The 20,983-nt window shown below is 32.5% G+C and carries 14 protein-coding genes and 4 pseudogenes; 15 read left to right on the forward strand and 3 right to left on the reverse strand.

What is annotated here, in order from left to right; translation table 11 throughout:
- Positions 1-571 precede the first annotated feature (571 nt).
- The 5 genes and pseudogenes from HMPREF2953_RS10795 (at position 572) to HMPREF2953_RS10815 (ending at position 7,272) form a co-directional block, all read left to right on the forward strand.
- Positions 572-1,570, forward strand: coding sequence for a substrate-binding domain-containing protein (locus HMPREF2953_RS10795; protein ID WP_049394528.1), 999 nt, complete (start codon positions 572-574; stop codon positions 1,568-1,570).
- Positions 1,571-1,658: 88 nt separating this feature from the next.
- The gene (locus HMPREF2953_RS10800) at positions 1,659-3,377 is read left to right on the forward strand and encodes a glycoside hydrolase family 13 protein (RefSeq protein ID WP_070673384.1); all 1,719 of its coding nucleotides are present in this window, start codon (positions 1,659-1,661) and stop codon (positions 3,375-3,377) included.
- A complete protein-coding gene (locus HMPREF2953_RS10805; RefSeq protein WP_070673386.1) occupies positions 3,361-4,686 on the forward strand; it encodes a sugar porter family MFS transporter in 1,326 nt (441 codons plus the stop codon). The genes HMPREF2953_RS10800 and HMPREF2953_RS10805 overlap by 17 nt, the downstream gene beginning before the upstream one ends.
- A gap of 539 nt (positions 4,687-5,225) precedes the next feature.
- Positions 5,226-5,618, forward strand: a pseudogene (locus tag HMPREF2953_RS10810) (hydroxyacid dehydrogenase); the annotation flags it as partial.
- Between the two features lie 235 nt (positions 5,619-5,853).
- Positions 5,854-7,272, forward strand: coding sequence for a pyridoxal phosphate-dependent decarboxylase family protein (locus tag HMPREF2953_RS10815; RefSeq protein WP_002498810.1), 1,419 nt, complete (start codon positions 5,854-5,856; stop codon positions 7,270-7,272).
- Between the two features lie 1,127 nt (positions 7,273-8,399).
- Here HMPREF2953_RS10815 and HMPREF2953_RS10820 read toward each other — a convergent pair.
- A complete protein-coding gene (locus HMPREF2953_RS10820) occupies positions 8,400-10,325 on the reverse strand; it encodes a heavy metal translocating P-type ATPase (RefSeq protein WP_053027547.1) in 1,926 nt (641 codons plus the stop codon).
- Between the two features lie 329 nt (positions 10,326-10,654).
- Positions 10,655-10,981 (reverse strand): ArsR/SmtB family transcription factor, encoded by a 327-nt coding sequence (locus HMPREF2953_RS10825; RefSeq protein WP_053027548.1) that lies wholly within the window; start codon positions 10,979-10,981, stop codon positions 10,655-10,657.
- A gap of 206 nt (positions 10,982-11,187) precedes the next feature.
- Here HMPREF2953_RS10825 and HMPREF2953_RS10830 point away from each other — a divergent pair, with 206 nt between their 5' ends.
- Complete coding sequence (locus HMPREF2953_RS10830; RefSeq protein ID WP_256263337.1) at positions 11,188-11,514, forward strand: ZIP family metal transporter; 327 nt, start codon at positions 11,188-11,190, stop codon at positions 11,512-11,514.
- 145 nt (positions 11,515-11,659) lie between these two features.
- Here the strand turns inward: HMPREF2953_RS10830 and HMPREF2953_RS10835 are convergent.
- Positions 11,660-11,998: pseudogene (locus HMPREF2953_RS10835) on the reverse strand (recombinase family protein); the annotation flags it as partial.
- 8 nt (positions 11,999-12,006) lie between these two features.
- Between HMPREF2953_RS10835 and HMPREF2953_RS10840 the strand changes: the two are divergent.
- The 9 genes and pseudogenes from HMPREF2953_RS10840 to HMPREF2953_RS10880 all read left to right on the forward strand — a co-directional run.
- Positions 12,007-12,636, forward strand: a pseudogene (locus tag HMPREF2953_RS10840) (hypothetical protein); the annotation flags it as partial.
- A 186-nt stretch (positions 12,637-12,822) separates the two neighbouring features.
- Positions 12,823-14,184: a cassette chromosome recombinase CcrA gene (ccrA, locus tag HMPREF2953_RS10845; RefSeq protein ID WP_070673388.1), complete on the forward strand. Its 1,362-nt coding sequence runs from the start codon at positions 12,823-12,825 to the stop codon at positions 14,182-14,184.
- Positions 14,181-15,812 (forward strand): cassette chromosome recombinase CcrB, encoded by a 1,632-nt coding sequence (gene ccrB / locus HMPREF2953_RS10850; protein WP_070673389.1) that lies wholly within the window; start codon positions 14,181-14,183, stop codon positions 15,810-15,812. Before ccrA ends, ccrB begins: the two co-directional genes overlap by 4 nt.
- A 156-nt stretch (positions 15,813-15,968) precedes the next feature.
- Positions 15,969-17,078 carry a carbohydrate kinase gene (locus tag HMPREF2953_RS10855; protein WP_070673391.1) on the forward strand — a complete coding sequence of 370 codons (1,110 nt, stop codon included), beginning with the start codon at positions 15,969-15,971 and terminating at the stop codon, positions 17,076-17,078.
- Complete coding sequence (locus HMPREF2953_RS10860) at positions 17,062-17,973, forward strand: pseudouridine-5'-phosphate glycosidase (RefSeq protein WP_049395052.1); 912 nt, start codon at positions 17,062-17,064, stop codon at positions 17,971-17,973. The genes HMPREF2953_RS10855 and HMPREF2953_RS10860 overlap by 17 nt, the downstream gene beginning before the upstream one ends.
- Positions 17,974-17,983: 10 nt before the next feature.
- Positions 17,984-19,165, forward strand: coding sequence for a NupC/NupG family nucleoside CNT transporter (locus HMPREF2953_RS10865; protein WP_070673394.1), 1,182 nt, complete (start codon positions 17,984-17,986; stop codon positions 19,163-19,165).
- 560 nt (positions 19,166-19,725) lie between these two features.
- On the forward strand, positions 19,726-20,076 hold the full coding sequence (locus tag HMPREF2953_RS10870; RefSeq protein WP_070673396.1) for an SAUGI family uracil-DNA glycosylase inhibitor: 351 nt from the start codon (positions 19,726-19,728) through the stop codon (positions 20,074-20,076).
- Positions 20,077-20,162: 86 nt separating this feature from the next.
- Positions 20,163-20,474: a DUF960 domain-containing protein gene (locus tag HMPREF2953_RS10875; RefSeq protein ID WP_070673398.1), complete on the forward strand. Its 312-nt coding sequence runs from the start codon at positions 20,163-20,165 to the stop codon at positions 20,472-20,474.
- Positions 20,475-20,489: 15 nt separating this feature from the next.
- A pseudogene (locus HMPREF2953_RS10880) lies at positions 20,490-20,983 on the forward strand (DUF1643 domain-containing protein); the annotation flags it as partial.

The raw sequence follows: 20,983 nt of genomic DNA on the forward strand, positions 1-20,983 counted from the left end.
ACTGTATTCTCTACGAAGTGTTTTTTAGCACTTCATTTTATTTTTCCTCAAGTATTTTTTCTAACTATTTCTCCATATACTTATACATTTTCTTATTTAAATTCTATGGCATACCAATTTTATGTAAAAATTAGTGTAGATGTTAACTAAAATAATAAAAAATAAAAAATGTAGTAGATAAAACTATAAAATTTCGATAAAATTAATTTGCTAAATTTTAAATATTTCAAACAAAGGAGAAAAAAATGAAAAAAATTATTAATATTCTATTAATTGCAATACTATCCATCATATTTATTGGTTACAAAGATCCACTATTATTCTCTAAAAATTTCACAAAACATTTTGAAATCAGCGCTTCTGAATATCGGCACCAATTTGCCAATCAATGAGCCAAAGGAAATCAACTTTTTAATTAATATATTACACAATTTCGTTAATCCTCTTGTTAATCGTTCTTTATTTCTAGAAAAAGCTTAGGTTTATATGTACCGTTTCAATATATTTCTATATATTATATAATGACTTTAATAGAGCTTTGTAAATTTATTAAAGAAACGAAGGGGCAAAAATGTCGGTAACTATTAAAGATATTGCAAAAATAGCTAATAAAACACCTTCTACAGTTTCAAGAGTTTTATCCAATGCTGGTGGTTATAGCTCTAAAACTGAAAAAGAAATTAAGCGTATAGCAGAAGACCTAGGTTATAACAAGAATCTAGCTGCAGAAGAACTTGTTAAGCAACACGGAAAAGTAATTGGTGTAATGATGATGGATGCAACGACTAATTTTTCTGGTGACATTATTAATGGTATTGAAAAGCAAGTTACTGAAGAAGGTTTTAGCGCTATATGGGTACACGCTGGCTATCAAGATGCAGAAAGGCAAAAAAAAGCTTTAGCGCTACTTTTTGAACGTAGAGTGTCTGGCATAATTATTATTTCATTGACTTTAGAAGAAAGTAATTTCACATATTTAAAAAACATGAATATTCCATATATCTATTTATCAGTTAACCCTAAAAATAACGCTCCATTTATCGCTTCGAACGATTTTCAAATGGCTTATAAAGGAACACAGTATTTAATTAATAAAGGACATCAAAAAATTGCTTTTACTGGTATTGATTTTGACGAGAAAAACATTGGATCAGAACGAATTAAAGGATATCAACAAGCCCTACAAGACTATAATATTAAAGGATATAAAAAATGGATCATTGAAGGGGATTATAGCTATGAAAGTGGTTACGTCAGTGCAAAAAATAAATTGACAAAGATGAATGTAAGCGCTACACTAGCTGCAAGTGATGAAATAGCACTAGGTGTAATAAATGGGTTATCTCTTGTTGATATTTCTATTCCTAAAGATTTTTCGGTAATGTCTATAGATGGGACAAGCATCTCTCAAATGTATCGCCCACGTTTACATTGCGTTAGACAAGATTTCTTTAACATTGGTTTTGAGGGTGCAAAAGCATTAATTAATACCATTTCTAATTATAAACCTCTTAAATCAAGTTATATCCCTTTTAGTTTAATAGAAGGTGAAACAATTAAGCACATTTAAAAATCTAAGTTTTTAACTTAGATTTTTAATTATTATTTTTACTCAAACGTTTGAGTAAAAATTTCTCTTTATAGAAAGGATGTTTTTTATGGAAAAAAATTGGTGGAAAGAAGCAGTTGTTTATCAAATATATCCACGTAGTTTTAAAGATAGTAACAATGATGGCATAGGAGATTTACAAGGTATCATACAAAAATTAGATTATCTTGACAAACTTGGTATTGATGTTATTTGGTTAAACCCAATTTATGAATCTCCAAACGATGATAATGGATATGATATTTCTAATTACAAGAAAATCATGAATGATTTTGGAGATATGAATGATTTTAATCAATTATTAGAAGAAGCACACAAAAAAAATATAAAGATTATTATGGATTTAGTAGTTAATCATACATCAGACGAGCATGCATGGTTTATTGAGAGTAGAAAAGATAAGAATAATGCTTATAGAGATTACTATATTTGGAAAGATGGTGACGATGGTAATTATCCGAATAATTGGCAAAGTTATTTTAATGGCCCTGCGTGGACATACGATGAAACAACTAATCAGTACTATTTGCACCTATTTTCAGAAAAACAACCTGATCTTAATTGGGACAATGAACAACTAAGATCCGAAGTTTATGATATGATGCGCTATTGGTTAGACAAAGGCGTTGATGGCTTTAGAATGGATGTTATAAATATGATTTCAAAAGATCCAAATATCCCTGATGACCCTAACATATCTCAAAACCTTGAACCAAATTCAGCTTCATTTATTGCAAACGGTCCTAATGCGCATCGTTATATAAATGAAATGAATAAAGAGGTTTTATCAAAATATGACGTAATGACAGTTGGAGAAATGGTGAATGTACCGATTGAAGAAGCATTAAAATACACTGGTTCTGAGCGTAATGAATTACAAATGATTTTCCAATGGGAACATATGTCACTAGATTATGATCCTATTAGAGGTAAATGGAATAATCAAAAAGTAAATTTAAGAGATTTAAAAGAAAGTTTATTTAAGTGGCAAGAAAAACTTCAAGGTATTGGATGGAATTCATTATATTGGAATAATCACGATAACCCAAGATGTGTTTCCCGCTTTGGTGATGATCGACCAGAATATCGTAAACTTTCGGCTAAAATGCTAGCTACCACATTACATTTATTGCAAGGCACACCATATATTTACCAAGGTGAAGAAATCGGTATGACAAACATTCACTTAAATCATATTGAGCAATATGAAGATATTGAAACATTAAACGCATATAAAGAATTAGTCGAAAATAAAAATTCTATAACTAATTCGCAAATGATGAAATATATTCATTTTGCCTCTAGAGACAATGCACGCACTCCTATGCAGTGGGATTCAACAAAAAATGCTGGATTTACTGACAGTACACCTTGGTTCGTAGTTAATGAAAATTATAAAAATATTAATGTAGAAGCATCATTAAATGATAGCGACTCTATATTTTATTATTATCAAGCACTCATCCAATTAAGAAAGCAATATGAAATTATCGTTTATGGCAGCTTTAAAGCAATAGATAGAAACAACAGCAAGATATTCGCTTTCGAGAGAACTTTAAATGAAAGTAAATTATATGTTATAAGTAATTTTACAGACGAAAAAATAAATACTAATTATAGAATTGAACAAAATGAAAATAAAAAATTGTTAATTGGAAATTATGGTGAACCTATCCTAAAAAATACATTACGTCCATATGAAACGAAAGTGTATTTAATAGACAATATAACAAGTGAAAGTGTGGATAACAATGGAATTCAAAGTTAATAAAAAACTCATTTTTGTACTAGGTGCACTTGGCGGTTTACTCTATGGATATGATAATGGCGTAATTTCAGGAGCTTTACTATTTATTAATAATGATATTCCACTTACTAGCTTTACCCAAGGATTAGTTGTGTCTTCTATGCTAATCGGTGCTATTATAGGCGCTGGCTTAAGTGGTCCGATTTCTGACAAATTAGGGCGCCGTAAAGTTGTATTTATTATTGCTATCATTTACATTATTGGTTCTTTATTAATGGCAGTTGCAAATAGTGTCGATTTATTAGTGATAGGACGACTTGTTATAGGTTTGGGTGTTGGTAGTTCAACAGCTATTATACCTGTATATCTTTCTGAAATGGCCCCTACAAAATTCAGAGGTTCCTTAGCCGCATTAAACCCTTTAATGATAACTATTGGTATATTAGTAGCTTATTGTACAAACTTTTTATTGGCTGATGCAGAAGCTTGGAGATGGATGATTGGCTTAGCAGTTGTACCAGCTATCATATTATTAATCGGCGTTATATTTATGCCTGAAAGTCCGAGATGGCTATTAGAAAACAAATCTGAAACAGCAGCACGTCACGTCATGAGCTTAACATTTAAACAAGATGAGATTGAAAAAGAAATAAACGATATGAAAAATGTAATTCATAACTCAGAATCCGCATGGAAATTACTCAGAGCAAAATGGGTACGTCCAGTACTTATCATTGGCTGTTTATTTGCATTTTTCCAACAAATCATAGGCATTAACGCAATTATATATTATACACCACTTATACTAACTAAAGCTGGATTAGGAAGTTCAAGCTCTATACTTGGAACAGTTGGTTTAGGAATAGTCAATGTTTTGGTAACAATTCTCTCTATAGTTATCATCGATAAAATTGATAGAAAAAAATTACTTGTAATTGGGAATATTGGGATGATTATTTCACTTTTGATAATGACAATTACAATTGCTACTATGGGTATTACTCAAGTTGCTTGGATTATTATCATTTGTTTATCGTTATTTATACTATTCTTTGGCGCAACATGGGGGCCAATTATGTGGGTAATGTTGCCAGAAATGTTCCCTACACGCGCTCGAGGTGCAGCTACTGGTATCGCTATTGTAGTATTACAAATAGGAACACTTATTATTTCTCAAGTATTTCCTATCCTTGTTAATATGTTAGAAGTACAATATGTATTCTTGATTTTTGCAGTTATAGGGGCATTAGCACTCATTTTTGTAGTTAAATTCTTACCGGAAACGCGTGGTAAAAGTTTAGAAGAAATCGAATTACAATTACAAAACTAAAATTGTAATATTAGTGTAAAAATAATGATTTTAAAATTATTTAATTATCCGATATCAAGTATAATTAAATATGAAATTTAAGGCTGAGACACGATATGATATAGCCCTTTCAAACTAGACGATGTACAAATCGAAACTATAAGGGAGTAATATATCAAGATTCTGTCCCAGCCTTTTATTTTAAGAATATCTATTTATGTCTCATACTCTTTCATATAGCGATCAAACTTAAATAAGCATATTCAATCCTTTATTTCTTCTTTATAAATTCCTATTTTACTAATCTTAATTTATTACAATTTATTTTTGAAACATACATAACCGAAAATCTTGTACTTAATACCCTTCCCCCTACGCTCTCTTAAACGTTATGTTTCTGTATCTAACGTTTAGGAGGCTTTTTATATTCTGAAATTTGTTTGTTTCAGACAAAAAACACCCACTACTTCATCATTTTAGACATACCTAATCACTAGGCACATGCTAAACTTAAATTAAATATTGCGAAACTTTTCACATAATCAAAGGAGACGATTTTTATGAAAAAAGTTTTTATAGCAGGCGCAATTCCAGAAACAAGACTTAATCAACTCAAAAAACATTTTGATGTTGATATGTACACAGGTGAAACGTTGATTTCTCAAGAACTGTTAATCCAAAAAATTCAAGATGCAGATGCATTAATCACTTTATTGTCTACCCAGGTAAGCCGACAAGTTATTGAATCGGCGCCAAAATTAAAAATCATTGCAAATTATGGTGCTGGTTTTAATAACATTGATATCCAAGCAGCTCGCGAACACCATATTAATGTTACGAATACACCTATAGCTTCTACAAATGCAACAGCTGAGTTAACAATGGGAATCTTATTGGCTGTCGCTCGTCGTATTCCTGAAGGCGATCAACTTTGCCGTAATGAAGGGTTCAATTTGAAAATCACAGATGATAATCTGCAAGTCGATTACCCTCGTCAATTTCTGAAAGGCGCACATGCACCGAGTGTTAAAGCACAGCACGTTATTCATTGGGGCGACACCTTCTGGGTTTCGTCGTTATGGTTAGCGTGGTTTTATTAATATCTGCTATCATTTATATTGTAGTAAAACGTCGTAATTAATACGTCTGTCTTTTATTAAAAATATAATTGAAGGAGAGAGTATGGAAATGGAATTCAATGAGAACAATATCGACTTAGAGACGATTATCAGAGATGAAGTTAATAAATATTTATCTAGAGATATTGGAGACTTACCTGCGACACAACAGGCACCGCTCGAGTTGAGAGAGAAATATGAAAAGATGGAAGTGCCGAATAAAGGGCGAGATATCTATGAAGTACTCAAAGATTTAAATAATGAAGTGCTGAATTATTTATATCGTCCGAACCATCCACGTTCATTCTCATTTATACCAGGTCCAGCATCACGTCTATCATGGCTTGGAGACATTTTAACAACAGCAAATAATATCCATGCCTCTAATTTTGCCAATGCGACGCTGCCAATTAATATTGAGCGTAATTTAATTAACTACTTGGTAGGAAAAATCGGTTATGAGATCAAACCGGCCGGTGGTGTCTTTGTATCTGGCGGTTCAATGGCCAATTTAACAGCTATCGTTGCGGCTAGAGATGCACAGGTAGAAATGGAAGATATTAAAAAAGCAACCGTTTATCTTACATCTCAAACGCATCATTCTGTAGGCAAAGCCTTGCATGTTGCAGGCTTCCTTAAAAATAATATCCGCAGAATTGAGTACAACGATGACTTTACAATGAATACAGATAGCTTAAAAGCCGCAATTGATAAAGATATTGAAGAAGGTTATAAACCTGCTATGGTGATTGCGACTGCAGGCACGACTAATACAGGTTCTGTCGATGATTTCACCACACTTGGAGATATTTGTGATCACTACAATCTATGGCTCCATGTAGACGGTGCTTATGGACTATCACATATCTTATCCGATAAAGCACAACACTTATTTAAAGGCATTGAACGTTCAGATAGTGCCAGTTGGGATGCACACAAATTACTGTTCCAAACATATAGTTGCGCTATGGTAATCGTGAAAGAAAAGAATCATCTGCTGCAAAGCTTTGGCGAAGATGCTGAGTACTTGGATGATATTGCTTCAGATGATGATGTGATTGATCCAGAAATGTTAGGCATTGAACTTACACGCCCTGCACGTGCTTTAAAATTATGGATTACTCTGCAAGTCATTGGTGAAGATGAAATTATCGAGCGCATTAAATACGGCGAAGGTTTAGCAGAATATGCAGAAGAATACGTGTCAAGTCTCGATAACTGGCGTATTATCTCACACGCTAATCTTTCCATTGTGAACTTCAGATATGAAAACAGTGATTTAACTGAAGCACAAAATAATCAACTCAATAGCATGGCTGCGCAAAAAATTGCAGATTCTGGTTATGCCATTGCTTATACCACAGTATTGAATAACCAACGTGTCATTCGTTTATGTACAACGAATCCATTAACGACACATGATGATATCAGAGAAACAATAAATCGCCTTGATCAGTATATTGGTGATTACGATATGAAAGATGCTTAATCAAAAATACTTCTTAATAGTAAGCAACCCCCAAAAAGTTGAACTTTTTAGGGGTTCTTTTTTCTCTTCATGAGGATTGATTATCTAAGTGTAACTTAGCATCTTTAGCAGGTTTTGCTGGTGTGATACGTCTACCTTCAGCGTATCGTTTTATACTAGGGTTTTTATAATAATAATGGTCCTTACATTTTCAAAGACTAAATTCACGTGTAGACATGTTGAATGCGTCTTATTAGGGTCTAATCTAATCAAACAAAAATTTAAGAGAGAAATCATATCTACAGGTTTTTTAACCAGAAGATTATTTTGATCTATTTCAAAAATTTTCAAACCGTTCTTAAAAGTGTATTTTTATAAACGTATGATAAAAGAGAAATTTTAGTCGCTTACTTCGTTTCAAGATATTACTGATACAATAAGGTTAAAAAATCGGTACGTTTAACAGAACAAGTGTAGGTATTATAATAAACGTTTTTGATTTTGATGAAAAATAAGCTGTTCAATTTTTGATTGAACAGCTTTACCTAGTTATCCTTACTTTTATTCTTTTACCCTCAAAAGGCGGAGAGCATTCAGTATTACAATAATAGCAGCTCCTGTATCACTTAATACGGCCATTCATAGTGTAAGTATTCCCAAGAATATCAGAACAAATGCCGCCAACTTTATTGTGATGGAAAACCAGGTGCGGTTGGGAAAATCCCCTTCCTGCGATTACCGTTCACAAACGCCCAAAAAGAGCAACTGGCCCTTTTAGCTCTGGGACTGTCTTGGCCTAGAGAAGGTAAAACCTTTCCCACTTAAAAGAACGGAAAAAGACGCTCTGTCCTGGCATTATCTTTGGCTCGACGCTTGCCCCCATACGGATATTAATCGTTTCGAAACTTTTAATACAGTCAATTTAACTTTTGAATGTAAACTGGCTGCCTTAAGTCACTGTTTATGATTTTATGCTTCCCATGCTCTTTAATTGCTTATTTGACCGCCCGTATGATAAAAACGGTATGCAAGGCATTGTTTTTACTCATAACATCTTTATTAGATTGCTCTGTTTTTTAGTGTCCAATGTTATGGGAGCATTGTAGAATCCACACTTCAAAGTTCATTCATGTCAATCGATTCGTTCATTATTTAGATCTTAATAATCGAAGTCCATTTAGTATAACTACTAAAGTACTTCCTTCATGAACAATTACACTGATTGTAATATCAGTTAATCCTAACAAACTAACGACAACTAAAAAGGCAACAACTGCCATTGAAAAAATAATATTTTGCCTAATAACACGACCCATATTTGAGGAAATTTTATGAGACTGTACTAATTTAGATAAATTGTTCTGCATTAAAACCAAATCAGATACTTCTACTGCCACATCAGTACCGCCCCCCATAGCTATACCAACATCAGCATTAACAAGGGCCGGTGCATCGTTCACACCATCTCCGACCATGGCAGTAACTCCAAATTTTTCTTTTTGTTCTTCTATAATTCTGGATTTATCTTCAGGCATTACATTAGCGATAACTTCGTCTATTCCCAATTGTTCGCCTACAGCTTTTCCCGTCATTTCCGAATCACCAGTAATTAAAGTCGTGTGGATACCAAGTTTCTTAAAGTAATTAACTGTTTCTTTAGCATGCTCATTCGGAATATCCATTAGAGCTATAATCCCAATAACTTCTTCATTTTCTGCTACGTATACAACCGTCTTTCCTTCTGATGCCCAATCATGATTGAACTGGGTATACTCTTCAGAAGCACTTTCAAAAGAAGTAGGCTTACCAATACGATAATTTTTTCCATTATAATCTCCTGTCAGACCTTTTCCAATTTGATTAGTAACTTCGATGTCTATTTTATTTTTAACTTCAAATTTTTCTAAAATAGCATTAGCGAGTGGGTGATTGGATTCCTTTTCAAGGGCGACTATAATATCAATAATATTTTCTTCGTTCACAGAATGAGTGAAATAGTAATTTGTTACTTTAGGTTCTCCGTTCGTAAGGGTTCCTGTTTTATCGAAGGCAATTGCATCTATATCCGCTAATTGTGATAGGTAAGTACTTCCTTTTGAAAGCACGCCTTTTTTAGCTAGGTTAGATGTTGTAGACAATGTTACAGATACAGTAGCTGCTGCCAAAGCACACGGTGAAGCTGCGACTAAAAGCACTAATCCCCTGTAAACACTTTGCGACCATGTCCAATCAAATAGAAAAGGAGCAAGTAACATTACTAATGGTATTGCGATTAAAACTATATTAACATATTTAGGCTCGAATTTTTGAATGATACTGGCAGCTTTTGTTTGATTATCTTGGTTTTGACTAACTAATTGTAAAATTTTAGAGAATACAGTATCCTTGTTTTCCTTAGTGACTTCCATAGTAAAAGTACCTGTTCCATTAATCGTACTTCCAAAAACTTCGTCACCCTTAGACTTCTCTTTCGGTATACTTTCTCCATTAATAGAAGATTCATCAATTGAGGTAGTACCGGATAAAATAATCCCATCAATTGGAACTTGATCACCGTTCAGCACTTGGAGTTGATCTCCAACTTTTAATTCACTGACATCAACAATTTTTGTGTTTCCATCAGGTAGGATTAATTTAGCTGTCGTTGGGTTCATTTCGAGTAGCTTAGTAATTTCTCTTTTACTTCTTCCTTCAGCGTAATCTTCAAGAAAATGAGCGCCGGAAAAAATAAGTATCAAAAGGGTTCCTTCCCAAAAACTCCCTATCAGAGAAGCCCCGATTGCAGCTAATCCCATTAGAATATGAGAATTAGGAGTGAATTTTCCCTTTAATTTAGTATTTTCAACTGTCTCTCCAATTCCTTCGAGAATAATTACATGGTAGCCGGCTGTGATTGTGGCAATTGAAAATAAGATGTTTTGTATTAATAAATTTGCATCACTTAAAAAAAGCCCAATTATAGCCAACACTAAGCCAATAAAATATGAAATAATTGGCATTTTTCCGTGATCATGATCATGACTATGATCGTGGCTATGACTTTCGTGTGCTTGTTGCTCTTGAATATTTTTCATTTCTATCACCTTTCTAAATAAATATGATATATCGGGTTCCAATATATTCGCAGTAAGCTTTACTAAACCAGGACGTTAATTGACCACATCCAAACTTTTTGTATCCAATAATACATCCTATGAATTTATCAACCGTATTCACTAACCCTCTCTGCTACACCCATCTCACTTTCCTTCGAGATATCATACAACGCTTTCCATTCTGTTTTTTTGTTTTCCATATCCATTGCAAAATCCCCTTTTCATATGCCTATAATATTGTTATATGATCATATAACAATATTAATGACGTGAATTATTATTAACACTCATTACTGGTTTACGGAATACTAGTAATGACAGGCGTGATCGATCGCCTGTTTTAGCATATTCATAGTATGTTCATCATCATGGGAATAAAACAATGTTGTGCCTTCCCTTCGGAATTTTACTAACCGTAAATTTTTCAAGAACCGCAATTGATGGGAAACTGTTGATTGTCTAAGATGTAGCGTTTCAGCAATACCGTTTACCGAATACTCCTTATAAAAGAGCAAATGGAGAATCCGGATTCTCGTAGGATCACCTAACGCTTTAAATGTTTGCGATACGACAAATAATGTTTCATCATCTAAGTCCTTATTATTTACTTCCTCTAATTCCTTTTTTTCTTCCATTATCCTTCCCTCACTTTAGGTTTCAATTCAAAACCTTATATATAATAATCACTATTTATCTACATATATTAATATATGTTCATATATATGATATAACCATCTGAATAAAGAATCAAATAATATTTAATATGAATTCATATATTTTGTTTTGATTTTTTAGAGTAAAATAAACAAAGCCTTTTTAAGAATAGTGGGATGAGTGCAGTATGGATGATCGGGCGTTAGCTTCCGCACTTGGAATTGGTGTTGGCGGTGGACTCGCTTGGATAATGGAAGGTTTTCAAAGTGGTCATGGCTTTATTTATTCATTATGTGCAGGCCTTATAATTGGCTTATTATTTTTTGAAATGATTCCGGAAAGTATTGAATTAGGCGGGTGGGTAATTTTACTCGGTGGAATAGCAATAGGCTTAGTATTATTCCAATCCATTCATCTATTAATGGATAAAATTACAATTATCACTAATAGTCATCAAAAAGATATTTTCGTTCGATCGGGGGGTACTTTTAATTATCAGTATAGCAATTCATAATTTCCCTGTTGGCAATATTCCTTTATTTGTGTAATTTGACCATTAATACTAAATTTATCAATGTCTTGAGAAATTGTTGAAACTCTAACATAACATCCTACAGATTTTCTTTTCATTTCTTTCATATTTTTCATCCTTTCATTAATTAAGCAATCGATGATTGCGTAGCTTGGTTTACAATGTTTAGCGGTTCATTTTTGAAATAGATTCCCACAAGGCTTTTGTTTTTAGAAATATGAATTTCATCAATATATCGGTATAACATGCTTAACGTGAAGTGTTGTTGAATTACATTTTCAAAAGACCTTTGAATTTGTTGCTCATTTATTGATAGTGTTGGTTTTGATTGTTGAAGTAACGATTGAGATTGTTTTCTGAACGTTTCTGCATCGATGGCTCCTTTAGCTAATTTATCTATCAATTGTTCTTGTGTAAGTGTGCTCCTAGTTTCTAGGGCCCTTTGTTTTTTGATCCGTTTTTGAATTACATCATTGGTTTAAAGATAAATTGAAGGATGAAATAAATAATACTGGTATTCGTATGTTTAAGCGCTATGCAGCTATCACTACTTCGGCCAAGATTCTCAGTCATGTTTTACCTACAGATATTGATATCGCTAAAATAAGAGACTACTTTATTGATTATCATGCTCATACAGTCTCTGAACGATCACTGGCAGATAAAGCGATCGAAGTCATTACGCAATTTGTAGCACAAAACCGTGGTAAGTTTTCTGATGACAAAGCGTTAAAGAATATGATGGAGAACCATGGACTAATTGCCTTAAAAGATGAGTATATCGAAGTCAAAATCATTGCGTCTGTATTTAAAAATATGTTGTTAGAGCATCACTTCCAAGATGTTAATAATGTTGTTAATGCACTAAGGGATAAAGGATTTATCGAATCTGACCATGATCGAATTACAACAAAAAGAACAGTCAAAGATGACAATGGCAAAAAACAGTCACTTGTCTTTTACCATTTAAAGTTAGATTCAGAATATGCGTCTATTTTTGGTCTAACTAAAGATGCTGAACCTATTAAAGCTAAAATTAACTTGGATAACAAAAAGATGCTTGAATCATGGAAAAAACAGAATGATGATTTAATTGATTTTTAATAACTTAAAGATAAAATCGTGCAGGAGTGAATAAAATGGATGAATTGATTGAATTACTAGCTGATTTAGTTGTTGAAGAGTTACAGATCGATAATTAATCATGGCGGTCCAACGTGTTAAAAGCACGTTGGACCTTTCATTCTAATTTGCTCACAAATATATATTATCTTTTTGGAGGTGTATAACATGGTAGAAGCCATTGGGTATGTACGTCAAAGTACACTCAAACAACAAAGCTTAGCGACACAGAAATCACTTATTATGGATACTGCTAAGCAATATGGATGGCCTAATGTAACGTTTTATGATGATAAGAAAAGCGGTCGACATACAAAACGGTCAGGTTATCAAAAAATGGTAGAAATGATTACGTCTGGAAAATGTAAAGTATTATGTTGTTATCGTCTGAATCGACTTCATCGTAATTTGAAAAACGCTATACAATTCTTTGAAATTTGTAAAAAGCATCACGTCACAATCATCAGCGTGAATGATGGCTATTTTGACTTATCTAAAGAATTTGATCGCTTTCGCCTAAACATACTTATGAGTCTAGCTGAAATGGAGTCTAATAATATCAGTGAACAGACACGAAATGGGATAAGAGAAAAAGCCAAACAAGGTAAGCTAATCACAACTCATGCTCCGTTTGGTTATCGTTACAAACAAGGTCATTTTGTTGTACATGAAGAAGAAGCTTATACAGTCAAAGTGGTCTATTGCTGGTACTTACAAGGGCTAGGCTACAAAAAAATTTCCCAACATTTAGATAACAACCCTAAGCTTATTCCACGTAAGCCCTATCAAGTTAGAAATATTCTCTTGAACCCTAATTATTGTGGTCGTGTCATTAATAAATATGGAACATTTAATGATATCGTTCCACCTATTATTGATATTGATACGTTTGAAGAAGCACAAGAGCGTCGTATTCATAAACAACACAATCGATCCAATTCTAGAAATAAGTTAAAGCGACGAATCAAATGTCCTTACTGTCAATCAACATTAACAAACTTAACGATAAAAAAAGAAAATTACTCTCTACGTTACTACGTTTGTCCTAAGAATATGAATGAAGCTTATCATACGTGTCCATTTAAAGGTATCAATGCACAAATGATTGAAACAGAGATCCTCAGCACTTGTAAAGCGTATTGTGACAATCAATCATTTCATGACAAATTAAATAAGACAGTACTAAAAGCTCTAAAACACCAACAAATAAAGCATAAAGAAACCCATCTAACACAAGCACAATTGATTGAAAAGCTAGCTCAAAATCGTATTGATGTAAAAACGTTCAAACGTTTATCTGCTAGTTGTAAAAGTGAAGAGAATTATCCTACTTATTCAACCTACCAAATCGATGACAAATTAAAATATGTCATAAAAAATAAAATAACTTTACAGGACATAGCACCTTTGATTGATGAAATTACAATAACTCAAACTAAACAATTACAAGGAATCTACTTTAAAAATAGTCCACTCAATATCGTTGAACAATCACATTTAATAACTCCTGAAAGGAATGAAGTCATATGACACAACTCAAAAAGAAACGTATTGGATTATATGCCCGTGTATCGACTGAAATCCAGACGAACGGCTACAGCATTCAAAGCCAGTTAAATCAACTTAAAGAGTATTGTCAATTTCAAGGATATGAAGTCGTTGATGAATATACCAATCGAGGTATATCGGGTAAAACCACGCAACGTCCTGAACTACAACGTATGTTAAAAGATGCAAACGACGGTAAGTTAGATTGTATTATGGTCTACAAAACCAATCGTTTAGCTAGAAATACCTCAGATTTATTAACTATTGTCGAAGAATTATATAAGATTAATGTCGAATTTTTTAGTCTAACTGAAAAAATAGAAATTGCCAGCTCAACTGGTAAATTAATGCTCCAAATCTTAGCTAGCTTCTCTGAATTTGAAAGAAATACAATTGTAGAAAATGTCTACAATGGCCAAAGACAACGTGCTATTGAAGGTTATTACCAAGGTAATTTACCTCTAGGCTATGATAAAGTGCCTGATAGTAAAAAAGAACTGATGATTAATCAACATGAAGCAAATATTGTTAAATATATTTTTGAGTCATACGCCAAAGGGCACGGTTATCGTAAAATTGCGAATGCATTAAATCACAAAGGTTACGTGACTAAGAAAGGGAAACCGTTTAGTATTTCATCCATTACCTATATCATCTCAAACCCTTTTTATATTGGAAAGATACAGTTTGCGAAGTATAGACACTGGAGCGATAAGAGACGAAAAGGACTCAATGAAGAACCGATTATTGCGGATGGTAAGCATGCGCCTATTATTGATAAAGCCTTATGGGATAAAGTACAGTTTAAACGCCAAGAGAGTCGTAAGAAACCACAAGTTCATGGTAAAGGAACCAATCTACTGACTGGGATTGTAAAATGTCCGAGTCCGAAATGTGGCGCAGCAATGGCCGCAAGTAATACAACTAATACTTTAAAAGATGGCACTAAGAAACGAATCAGATATTACTCATGTAGTAATTTTAGAAACAAAGGTTCTAAAGTATGTTCAGCCAATAGTGTTAGAGCAGATGTATTGGAAAAATATGTTATGGATCAAATATTGGAGATTATCAAAAGTAAAAAGGTATTGAAACAATTGGTTGAAAAAGTAAATGAAAGAAGTCAAATAGACGTATCTTCTTTGAATCATGATATCGCCTATAAACAGTCACAATGTGAAGAAGTCAAAGCCAAAATGCATACACTAACGAAAACCATTGAAGACTCACCTGACTTAGATAGCGTATTGAAACCCACAATACTTAGCTACCAAGATGAATTGAATCAAATAAATAATCAAATACATCAACTAGAACAAGATAAACAAGCGGAAGCTCCACATTATGATACTGATATGATTGCCAACATACTACAAAAAATATTTAAAGATATAGACAAATTAGAGAAATCACAGTTGAAATCATTGTATCTGACGGTCATCGATCGTATTGACATAAGAAAAGATGAGCATCATAAGAAGCAATTTTACGTTACGCTCAAACTGAATAATGAGATTATCAAACAACTATTTAATAACCATCCACTTGACGAAGTGCTTCTTAGCACTTCGTCTTTATTTTTGTCCCAAACACTGTATCTTATTATTTAGTAAATAAAGTGAGTATAATTATATTTTAATAGAATAAAAAATAAAACCCTTCAAGAAAACGTTTACACAAAAATGTATATATGTTATTATCTCTTTGAATGAAACAAACAAATGTTTTGTTTATGAACTATTGTTTCTTTAAAAGGAGGTGCTATTTTGAAAAATAAAGAGCAATCTATTTTAAACGAAATTAAAAAAAATCCTTTTATTACTCAACAAGAGTTAGCAGAACGTATTGGTTTATCAAGGCCAGCCACAGCTAATATAATATCTGGTTTAATAAAAAAGAAATATATATTAGGAAAAGCATACATTGTTAATGAGGAAGATTCCATAATCTGTATTGGAGCTGCTAATGTTGATAGAAAGTTTTATTGTGATACTGATCTACAATCTATGACTTCCAATCCAGTAAAATCAACAAAATCGATTGGAGGCGTAGCAAGAAATATTGCTGAAAACTTAGGGAGACTTGGTGAAAATGTTACATTTTTAACAGCAGCTGGAAATGATAGCGAATGGAGTTTAATTAAAAAACTATCTGAGCCTTTTATGAATACAAATTATATTCAACCTATAGAAAATGCAAGTACAGGATCATATACAGCTATTATAGATAAAAAAGGTGATATGCAGTATGGTTTTGCAGATATGAATATTTACGAGGAAATTACACCTGAATTTCTGTCAAAGCAGTCATCTATCTTATTAAAAGCTAAATGTTTAGTAATAGATTTAAATTTACCCAAAAAATCTATTGAGTACCTCACTTCATTCGCAGAAAAAAACAATATTAAGTTAGTAATTGTACCAGTATCTTCACCTAAAATGATCCATATGCCTAATTCACTACATTCAATTGATTGGTTAATTATTAATCGCGATGAAACCGAAACTTTTTTAAAAATGAAAATTGATAGTAATGATGACATGAGTATTGCTGCTGAGAAATTAATTAATCTTGGTGTGTCTAACGTCATTATTACAAATGGACTAAAACCACTCATTTTCAAAGATAATAGTTCAGAATCATTTCACTCAGTAATTTCATCTAAAAATGTAGTTGATGTAACTGGTGCTGGTGATTCATTTACTAGCGCAGTAATATATAGTTGGCTAAAAAATTATACTAATGAAGACATTATTAACTTAGCTTTGTTAAACTCGAAGAAAACTGTTGAAACTAATTACACTGTTAGACAAAATTTAGATCAAAAACAATTAGAAATTGAATTGGAGGAATTTAAAAATGAAAAAATTTCTTGAATTTTCTACAGAAGTTGAAGAAGCCAAAAAAAACAATAGTCCCATAGTAGCTTTAGAATCTACAATAATCTCTCATGGTATGCCCTACCCACAAAACATTGAAATGGCAAAAAAAGTTGAACAAATAATACGAGACAATGGCGCCACACCTGCTACTATTGCCATAATGGATGGGAAAATAAAAATTGGTTTAAACGAAAATGACTTGGAGACTCTAGCAAATAGTCCTAATGTCGCTAAAGTATCTCGTCGCGACTTAGCAGAAATAGTTGCTACTAAAAAAATTGGGGCTACAACTGTTGCTTCTACTATGATTTGTTCAGAATTAGCTGGGATACCATTTTTTGTCACTGGTGGAATTGGTGGTGTTCATAAGGGCGTAGAAACTAGTATGGATATTTCAGCAGATTTAGAAGAACTAGCGCATACAAATGTTACAGTTATATGCGCAGGAGCAAAATCTATTTTAGACTTGCCTAAAACGCTTGAATACTTAGAAACTAAAGGTGTTCCGGTAATTGGATATCAAACAACTGAACTACCTGCTTTTTTCACTAGAGAAAGCGGTTTAAAACTAAATAGTTCAGTTGAGGAACCTACAGAAATAGCTGAAATTTTCAAGACCAAAATGGAGTTAAATTTACATGGTGGAATGGTCATTGCAAATCCTGTTCCTAAAGAACATGAACTTTCTAAAGATTATATTGACACTATAATTGAAGAAGCTGTTAAAGATTCTATTGCCAATGGAATTAGTGGAAAAGACTCTACGCCTTTCCTTCTTAAAACAATCGTTGAAAAAACAGATGGCAAAAGCTTAGAAACAAATATTAAGTTGGTAGAAAATAACGCTGTTTTAGGAGCTAAAATAGCTGTAGCTTTCAGCAAAATGTAGGTGCTTGACTATGTCAATAATCTTCACATTTTTAGGAATAGTTTTTGCTTTATTAGTTGCATATATTTTTAGTTTTAATAGAAAAGCTATAGATATAAAAAAACCAATGATTATGATAGTAATACAAATTGTTCTTGTTTTATTTATGATGAATACATCAATAGGTCTTAATTTATTAACCGCAATGAGTACATTTTTTGAGGGTTTAATGAATATTAGTAAAGAAGGTATTGAATTCGTTTTTGGAGATTTACAAAATAAAAACGGCTATAATTTCTTTCTAAATGTATTACTACCTTTAGTTTTTATTTCGGTTTTAATTGGTATGTTAAACTATTTTAAAATTTTACCTTTTCTAATTAAAATTATAGGTTGGATAATTAATAAAATAACTCATATGGGGCAACTTGAAAGCTATATCGCAATATCTACTTCTATGTTAGGTCAACCAGAGGTTTATTTAACAGTTAAAAATATTATTCCAAGCTTGTCAAAAGAAAAGTTATATACTATTACTACTTCAGGTATGAGTGCTGTCAGTATGGCTATGCTAGGCTCATATATGCAAATGATCGATCCTAAATATGTAGTTACTGCAGTTGTTTTAAATATTTTCAGTGCTTTGATAATTGCTAGCGTCATTAATCCTTACAAAAATGATAATAAAGAAGTAGAAGCTGAATCAGAAAAAAATGTTAAAAAAACAACTTTCTTTCAAATGATTGGTGAAAGTGCTATTGATGGCTTCAAAATTGCTATTACTGTAGCAATAATGTTGTTAGCTTTTATATCTTTAATGAAAGGAATTACCATTGTATTTGATTTAGTCGGTTTAGATTTTAAAAAATTGATTGGTTACATATTTGCTCCTATCGCTTTTATTATGGGTGTTCCATGGAGTGAAGCTATACGTGCTGGATCAATTATGGCAACAAAGTTAATTACAAATGAGTTCGTAGCAATGTTAGATTTTCAAAAAATTGCCTCTTCTCTATCTCCAAAGACTCAAGGTATAATATCTGTTTATCTTGTAAGCTTTGCTAACTTTGGTACTGTTGGAATTATGGTAGGAGCTATTAAAGGTATTGATAGTAAACAGGGAAATAAAGTAGCTTCTTTTGCCCTAAGATTATTATTAGGTGCAACATTAGCATCAATTATTTCAGCAAGTATTATTGGCTTAGTTTTATAAATAATAAATTTTTAAGTAAAAAGTCTTCACTAAAATTTAATAGTGAAGACTTTTTATTATAGAAAGTTCTTTATTTTCTTCTTCTGATTACTTTTTCTAACTAAGTTTAAGAATTCTCTTTATCAATTTCAATAACACTTTTCTAACATGGTAGCAAATTGCATTATCTATCTACTACTACACGATGCTTATATTGAAATTGCTAAAGAACATCCCACAATGATTTTTTACCGGGAAAGGAATGGGATTTGCAGATTCGAAGAAGCAGAAGGATTGTGCAAGCACAATCCCAAAATCCCGTTATTTTTTATAAATAAATAATATATATAAGGAAGTAGAGGCACAACCCTATCATCAATACTTATAAATAATGAGTTGATTGTTCGTCAAAATGAGTGGGATTCCGGGATTTCCTTGTCATATCAACGTTTATCACGGATTTTTATATGGAATTTTCTCTTATTCCCACCGGGATTCGTAATAAATGACAAATCAAATATATATTATCTCAATGATGTATATCAACTACATCACTATCACACTATCTAGGAGGCAATAATATGCAAACAACCACTCAAGAACTCAAACAATATATAACTCGTCTATTCCAACTATCTAACAACGAAACATGGGAATGTGAAGCATTGGAGGAAGCAGCAGAAAATATTCTACCGGAACGTTTTATTAATAATTCCCTACTTGCGCATCTTACACTTGACACTTATACCTACTATAACAATGAACTACATGAGCTAAGTATCTATCCATTCCTTATGTACGCCAATAACCAACTCATCAGCATTGGTTATTTGGATCATTTTGATATGGACTTTCTCTACCTCACTGATACTAAAAATACGATTATCGATGAACGTCATTTACTAAGAGAAGGAGGGAATAACCATGAATAATTGGATCAAAGTGGCACAAATATCTGTTACAGTCATTAACGAAGTGATTGACATCATGAAAGAAAAGCAAAATGGAGGAAAATAGTATGAAAATCAATCGATACATCACAAGAGGTATTAGTGAACACCTATCTCTAGACCTTCAAATCTTACTTTGGAATATGGTAAAAGAAAGAGATTATCAAGGCCATACAGATTACCTACACATTTTTAGACTACAAGAAGATGAAAATATACTCTCAATCACACATGAACAAGAACAACCCGCATACAAATTGGAATATCACTATACAAACTATGTAAAATATCAAAATGCATTACCTAAGAAAGTCTACGTCATTCGTGAAGATGATGTAGACGCTTTTTATTATGTGATGCTTTTGCCAGAAGAATACTAAAGGAAGTGACGATATATGAATACAATAAAAAGTACGATATACACAGAAGTCATATTTAGCAAGGATAAAAAGCACCGCTATTTACTCAAGAAAACATGAGATGAAAAGAAACCTGCTTGTACAATGATAACGATGTACCCCCATTTAGATGGTGTATTATCACTCGATCTCACAACTGTTCTTATCCTCAATCAATTAGCGAATTCAGAACGATACGGTGCTGTATATCTTGTAAATCTATTCTCTAATATTAAAAGTCCAGAAAATCTCAAACATATCAACGAGCCATACGATGAACACACCGACATTCACTTGATGAAAGCGATAAGTGAAAGTGAAACAGTGATTCTTGCTTATGGTGCCTATGCGAAGCGCCCTGTTGTAGTCGAACGTGTAGCGCAAGTGATGGAAATGTTAAAACCTCATAAAAAGAAAGTCAAAAAGCTCATTAATCCAGTAACGAACGAAATCATGCATCCACTTAACCCTAAAGCACGTCAAAAATGGAC

This window comes from Staphylococcus sp. HMSC072E01 (assembly GCF_001814125.1).
Taxonomy (GTDB): domain Bacteria; phylum Bacillota; class Bacilli; order Staphylococcales; family Staphylococcaceae; genus Staphylococcus; species Staphylococcus hominis.

What these genes read in the sequence shown, in the direction of transcription:
- HMPREF2953_RS10815 (WP_002498810.1), top strand. Translation starts at nt 5,854, where the DNA reads ATGGAATTCAATGAGAACAATATCGACTTAGAGACGATTATCAGAGAT.
- HMPREF2953_RS10800 (WP_070673384.1), top strand. Translation starts at nt 1,659, where the DNA reads ATGGAAAAAAATTGGTGGAAAGAAGCAGTTGTTTATCAAATATATCCA.
- HMPREF2953_RS10865 (WP_070673394.1), top strand. Translation starts at nt 17,984, where the DNA reads ATGTCAATAATCTTCACATTTTTAGGAATAGTTTTTGCTTTATTAGTT.
- HMPREF2953_RS10820 (WP_053027547.1), bottom strand. Translation starts at nt 10,325, where the DNA reads ATGAAAAATATTCAAGAGCAACAAGCACACGAAAGTCATAGCCACGAT.
- ccrB (WP_070673389.1), top strand. Translation starts at nt 14,181, where the DNA reads ATGACACAACTCAAAAAGAAACGTATTGGATTATATGCCCGTGTATCG.
- HMPREF2953_RS10875 (WP_070673398.1), top strand. Translation starts at nt 20,163, where the DNA reads ATGAAAATCAATCGATACATCACAAGAGGTATTAGTGAACACCTATCT.
- HMPREF2953_RS10795 (WP_049394528.1), top strand. Translation starts at nt 572, where the DNA reads ATGTCGGTAACTATTAAAGATATTGCAAAAATAGCTAATAAAACACCT.
- HMPREF2953_RS10860 (WP_049395052.1), top strand. Translation starts at nt 17,062, where the DNA reads ATGAAAAAATTTCTTGAATTTTCTACAGAAGTTGAAGAAGCCAAAAAA.
- HMPREF2953_RS10825 (WP_053027548.1), bottom strand. Translation starts at nt 10,981, where the DNA reads ATGGAAGAAAAAAAGGAATTAGAGGAAGTAAATAATAAGGACTTAGAT.
- HMPREF2953_RS10805 (WP_070673386.1), top strand. Translation starts at nt 3,361, where the DNA reads ATGGAATTCAAAGTTAATAAAAAACTCATTTTTGTACTAGGTGCACTT.
- ccrA (WP_070673388.1), top strand. Translation starts at nt 12,823, where the DNA reads ATGGTAGAAGCCATTGGGTATGTACGTCAAAGTACACTCAAACAACAA.
- HMPREF2953_RS10870 (WP_070673396.1), top strand. Translation starts at nt 19,726, where the DNA reads ATGCAAACAACCACTCAAGAACTCAAACAATATATAACTCGTCTATTC.
- HMPREF2953_RS10830 (WP_256263337.1), top strand. Translation starts at nt 11,188, where the DNA reads ATGGATGATCGGGCGTTAGCTTCCGCACTTGGAATTGGTGTTGGCGGT.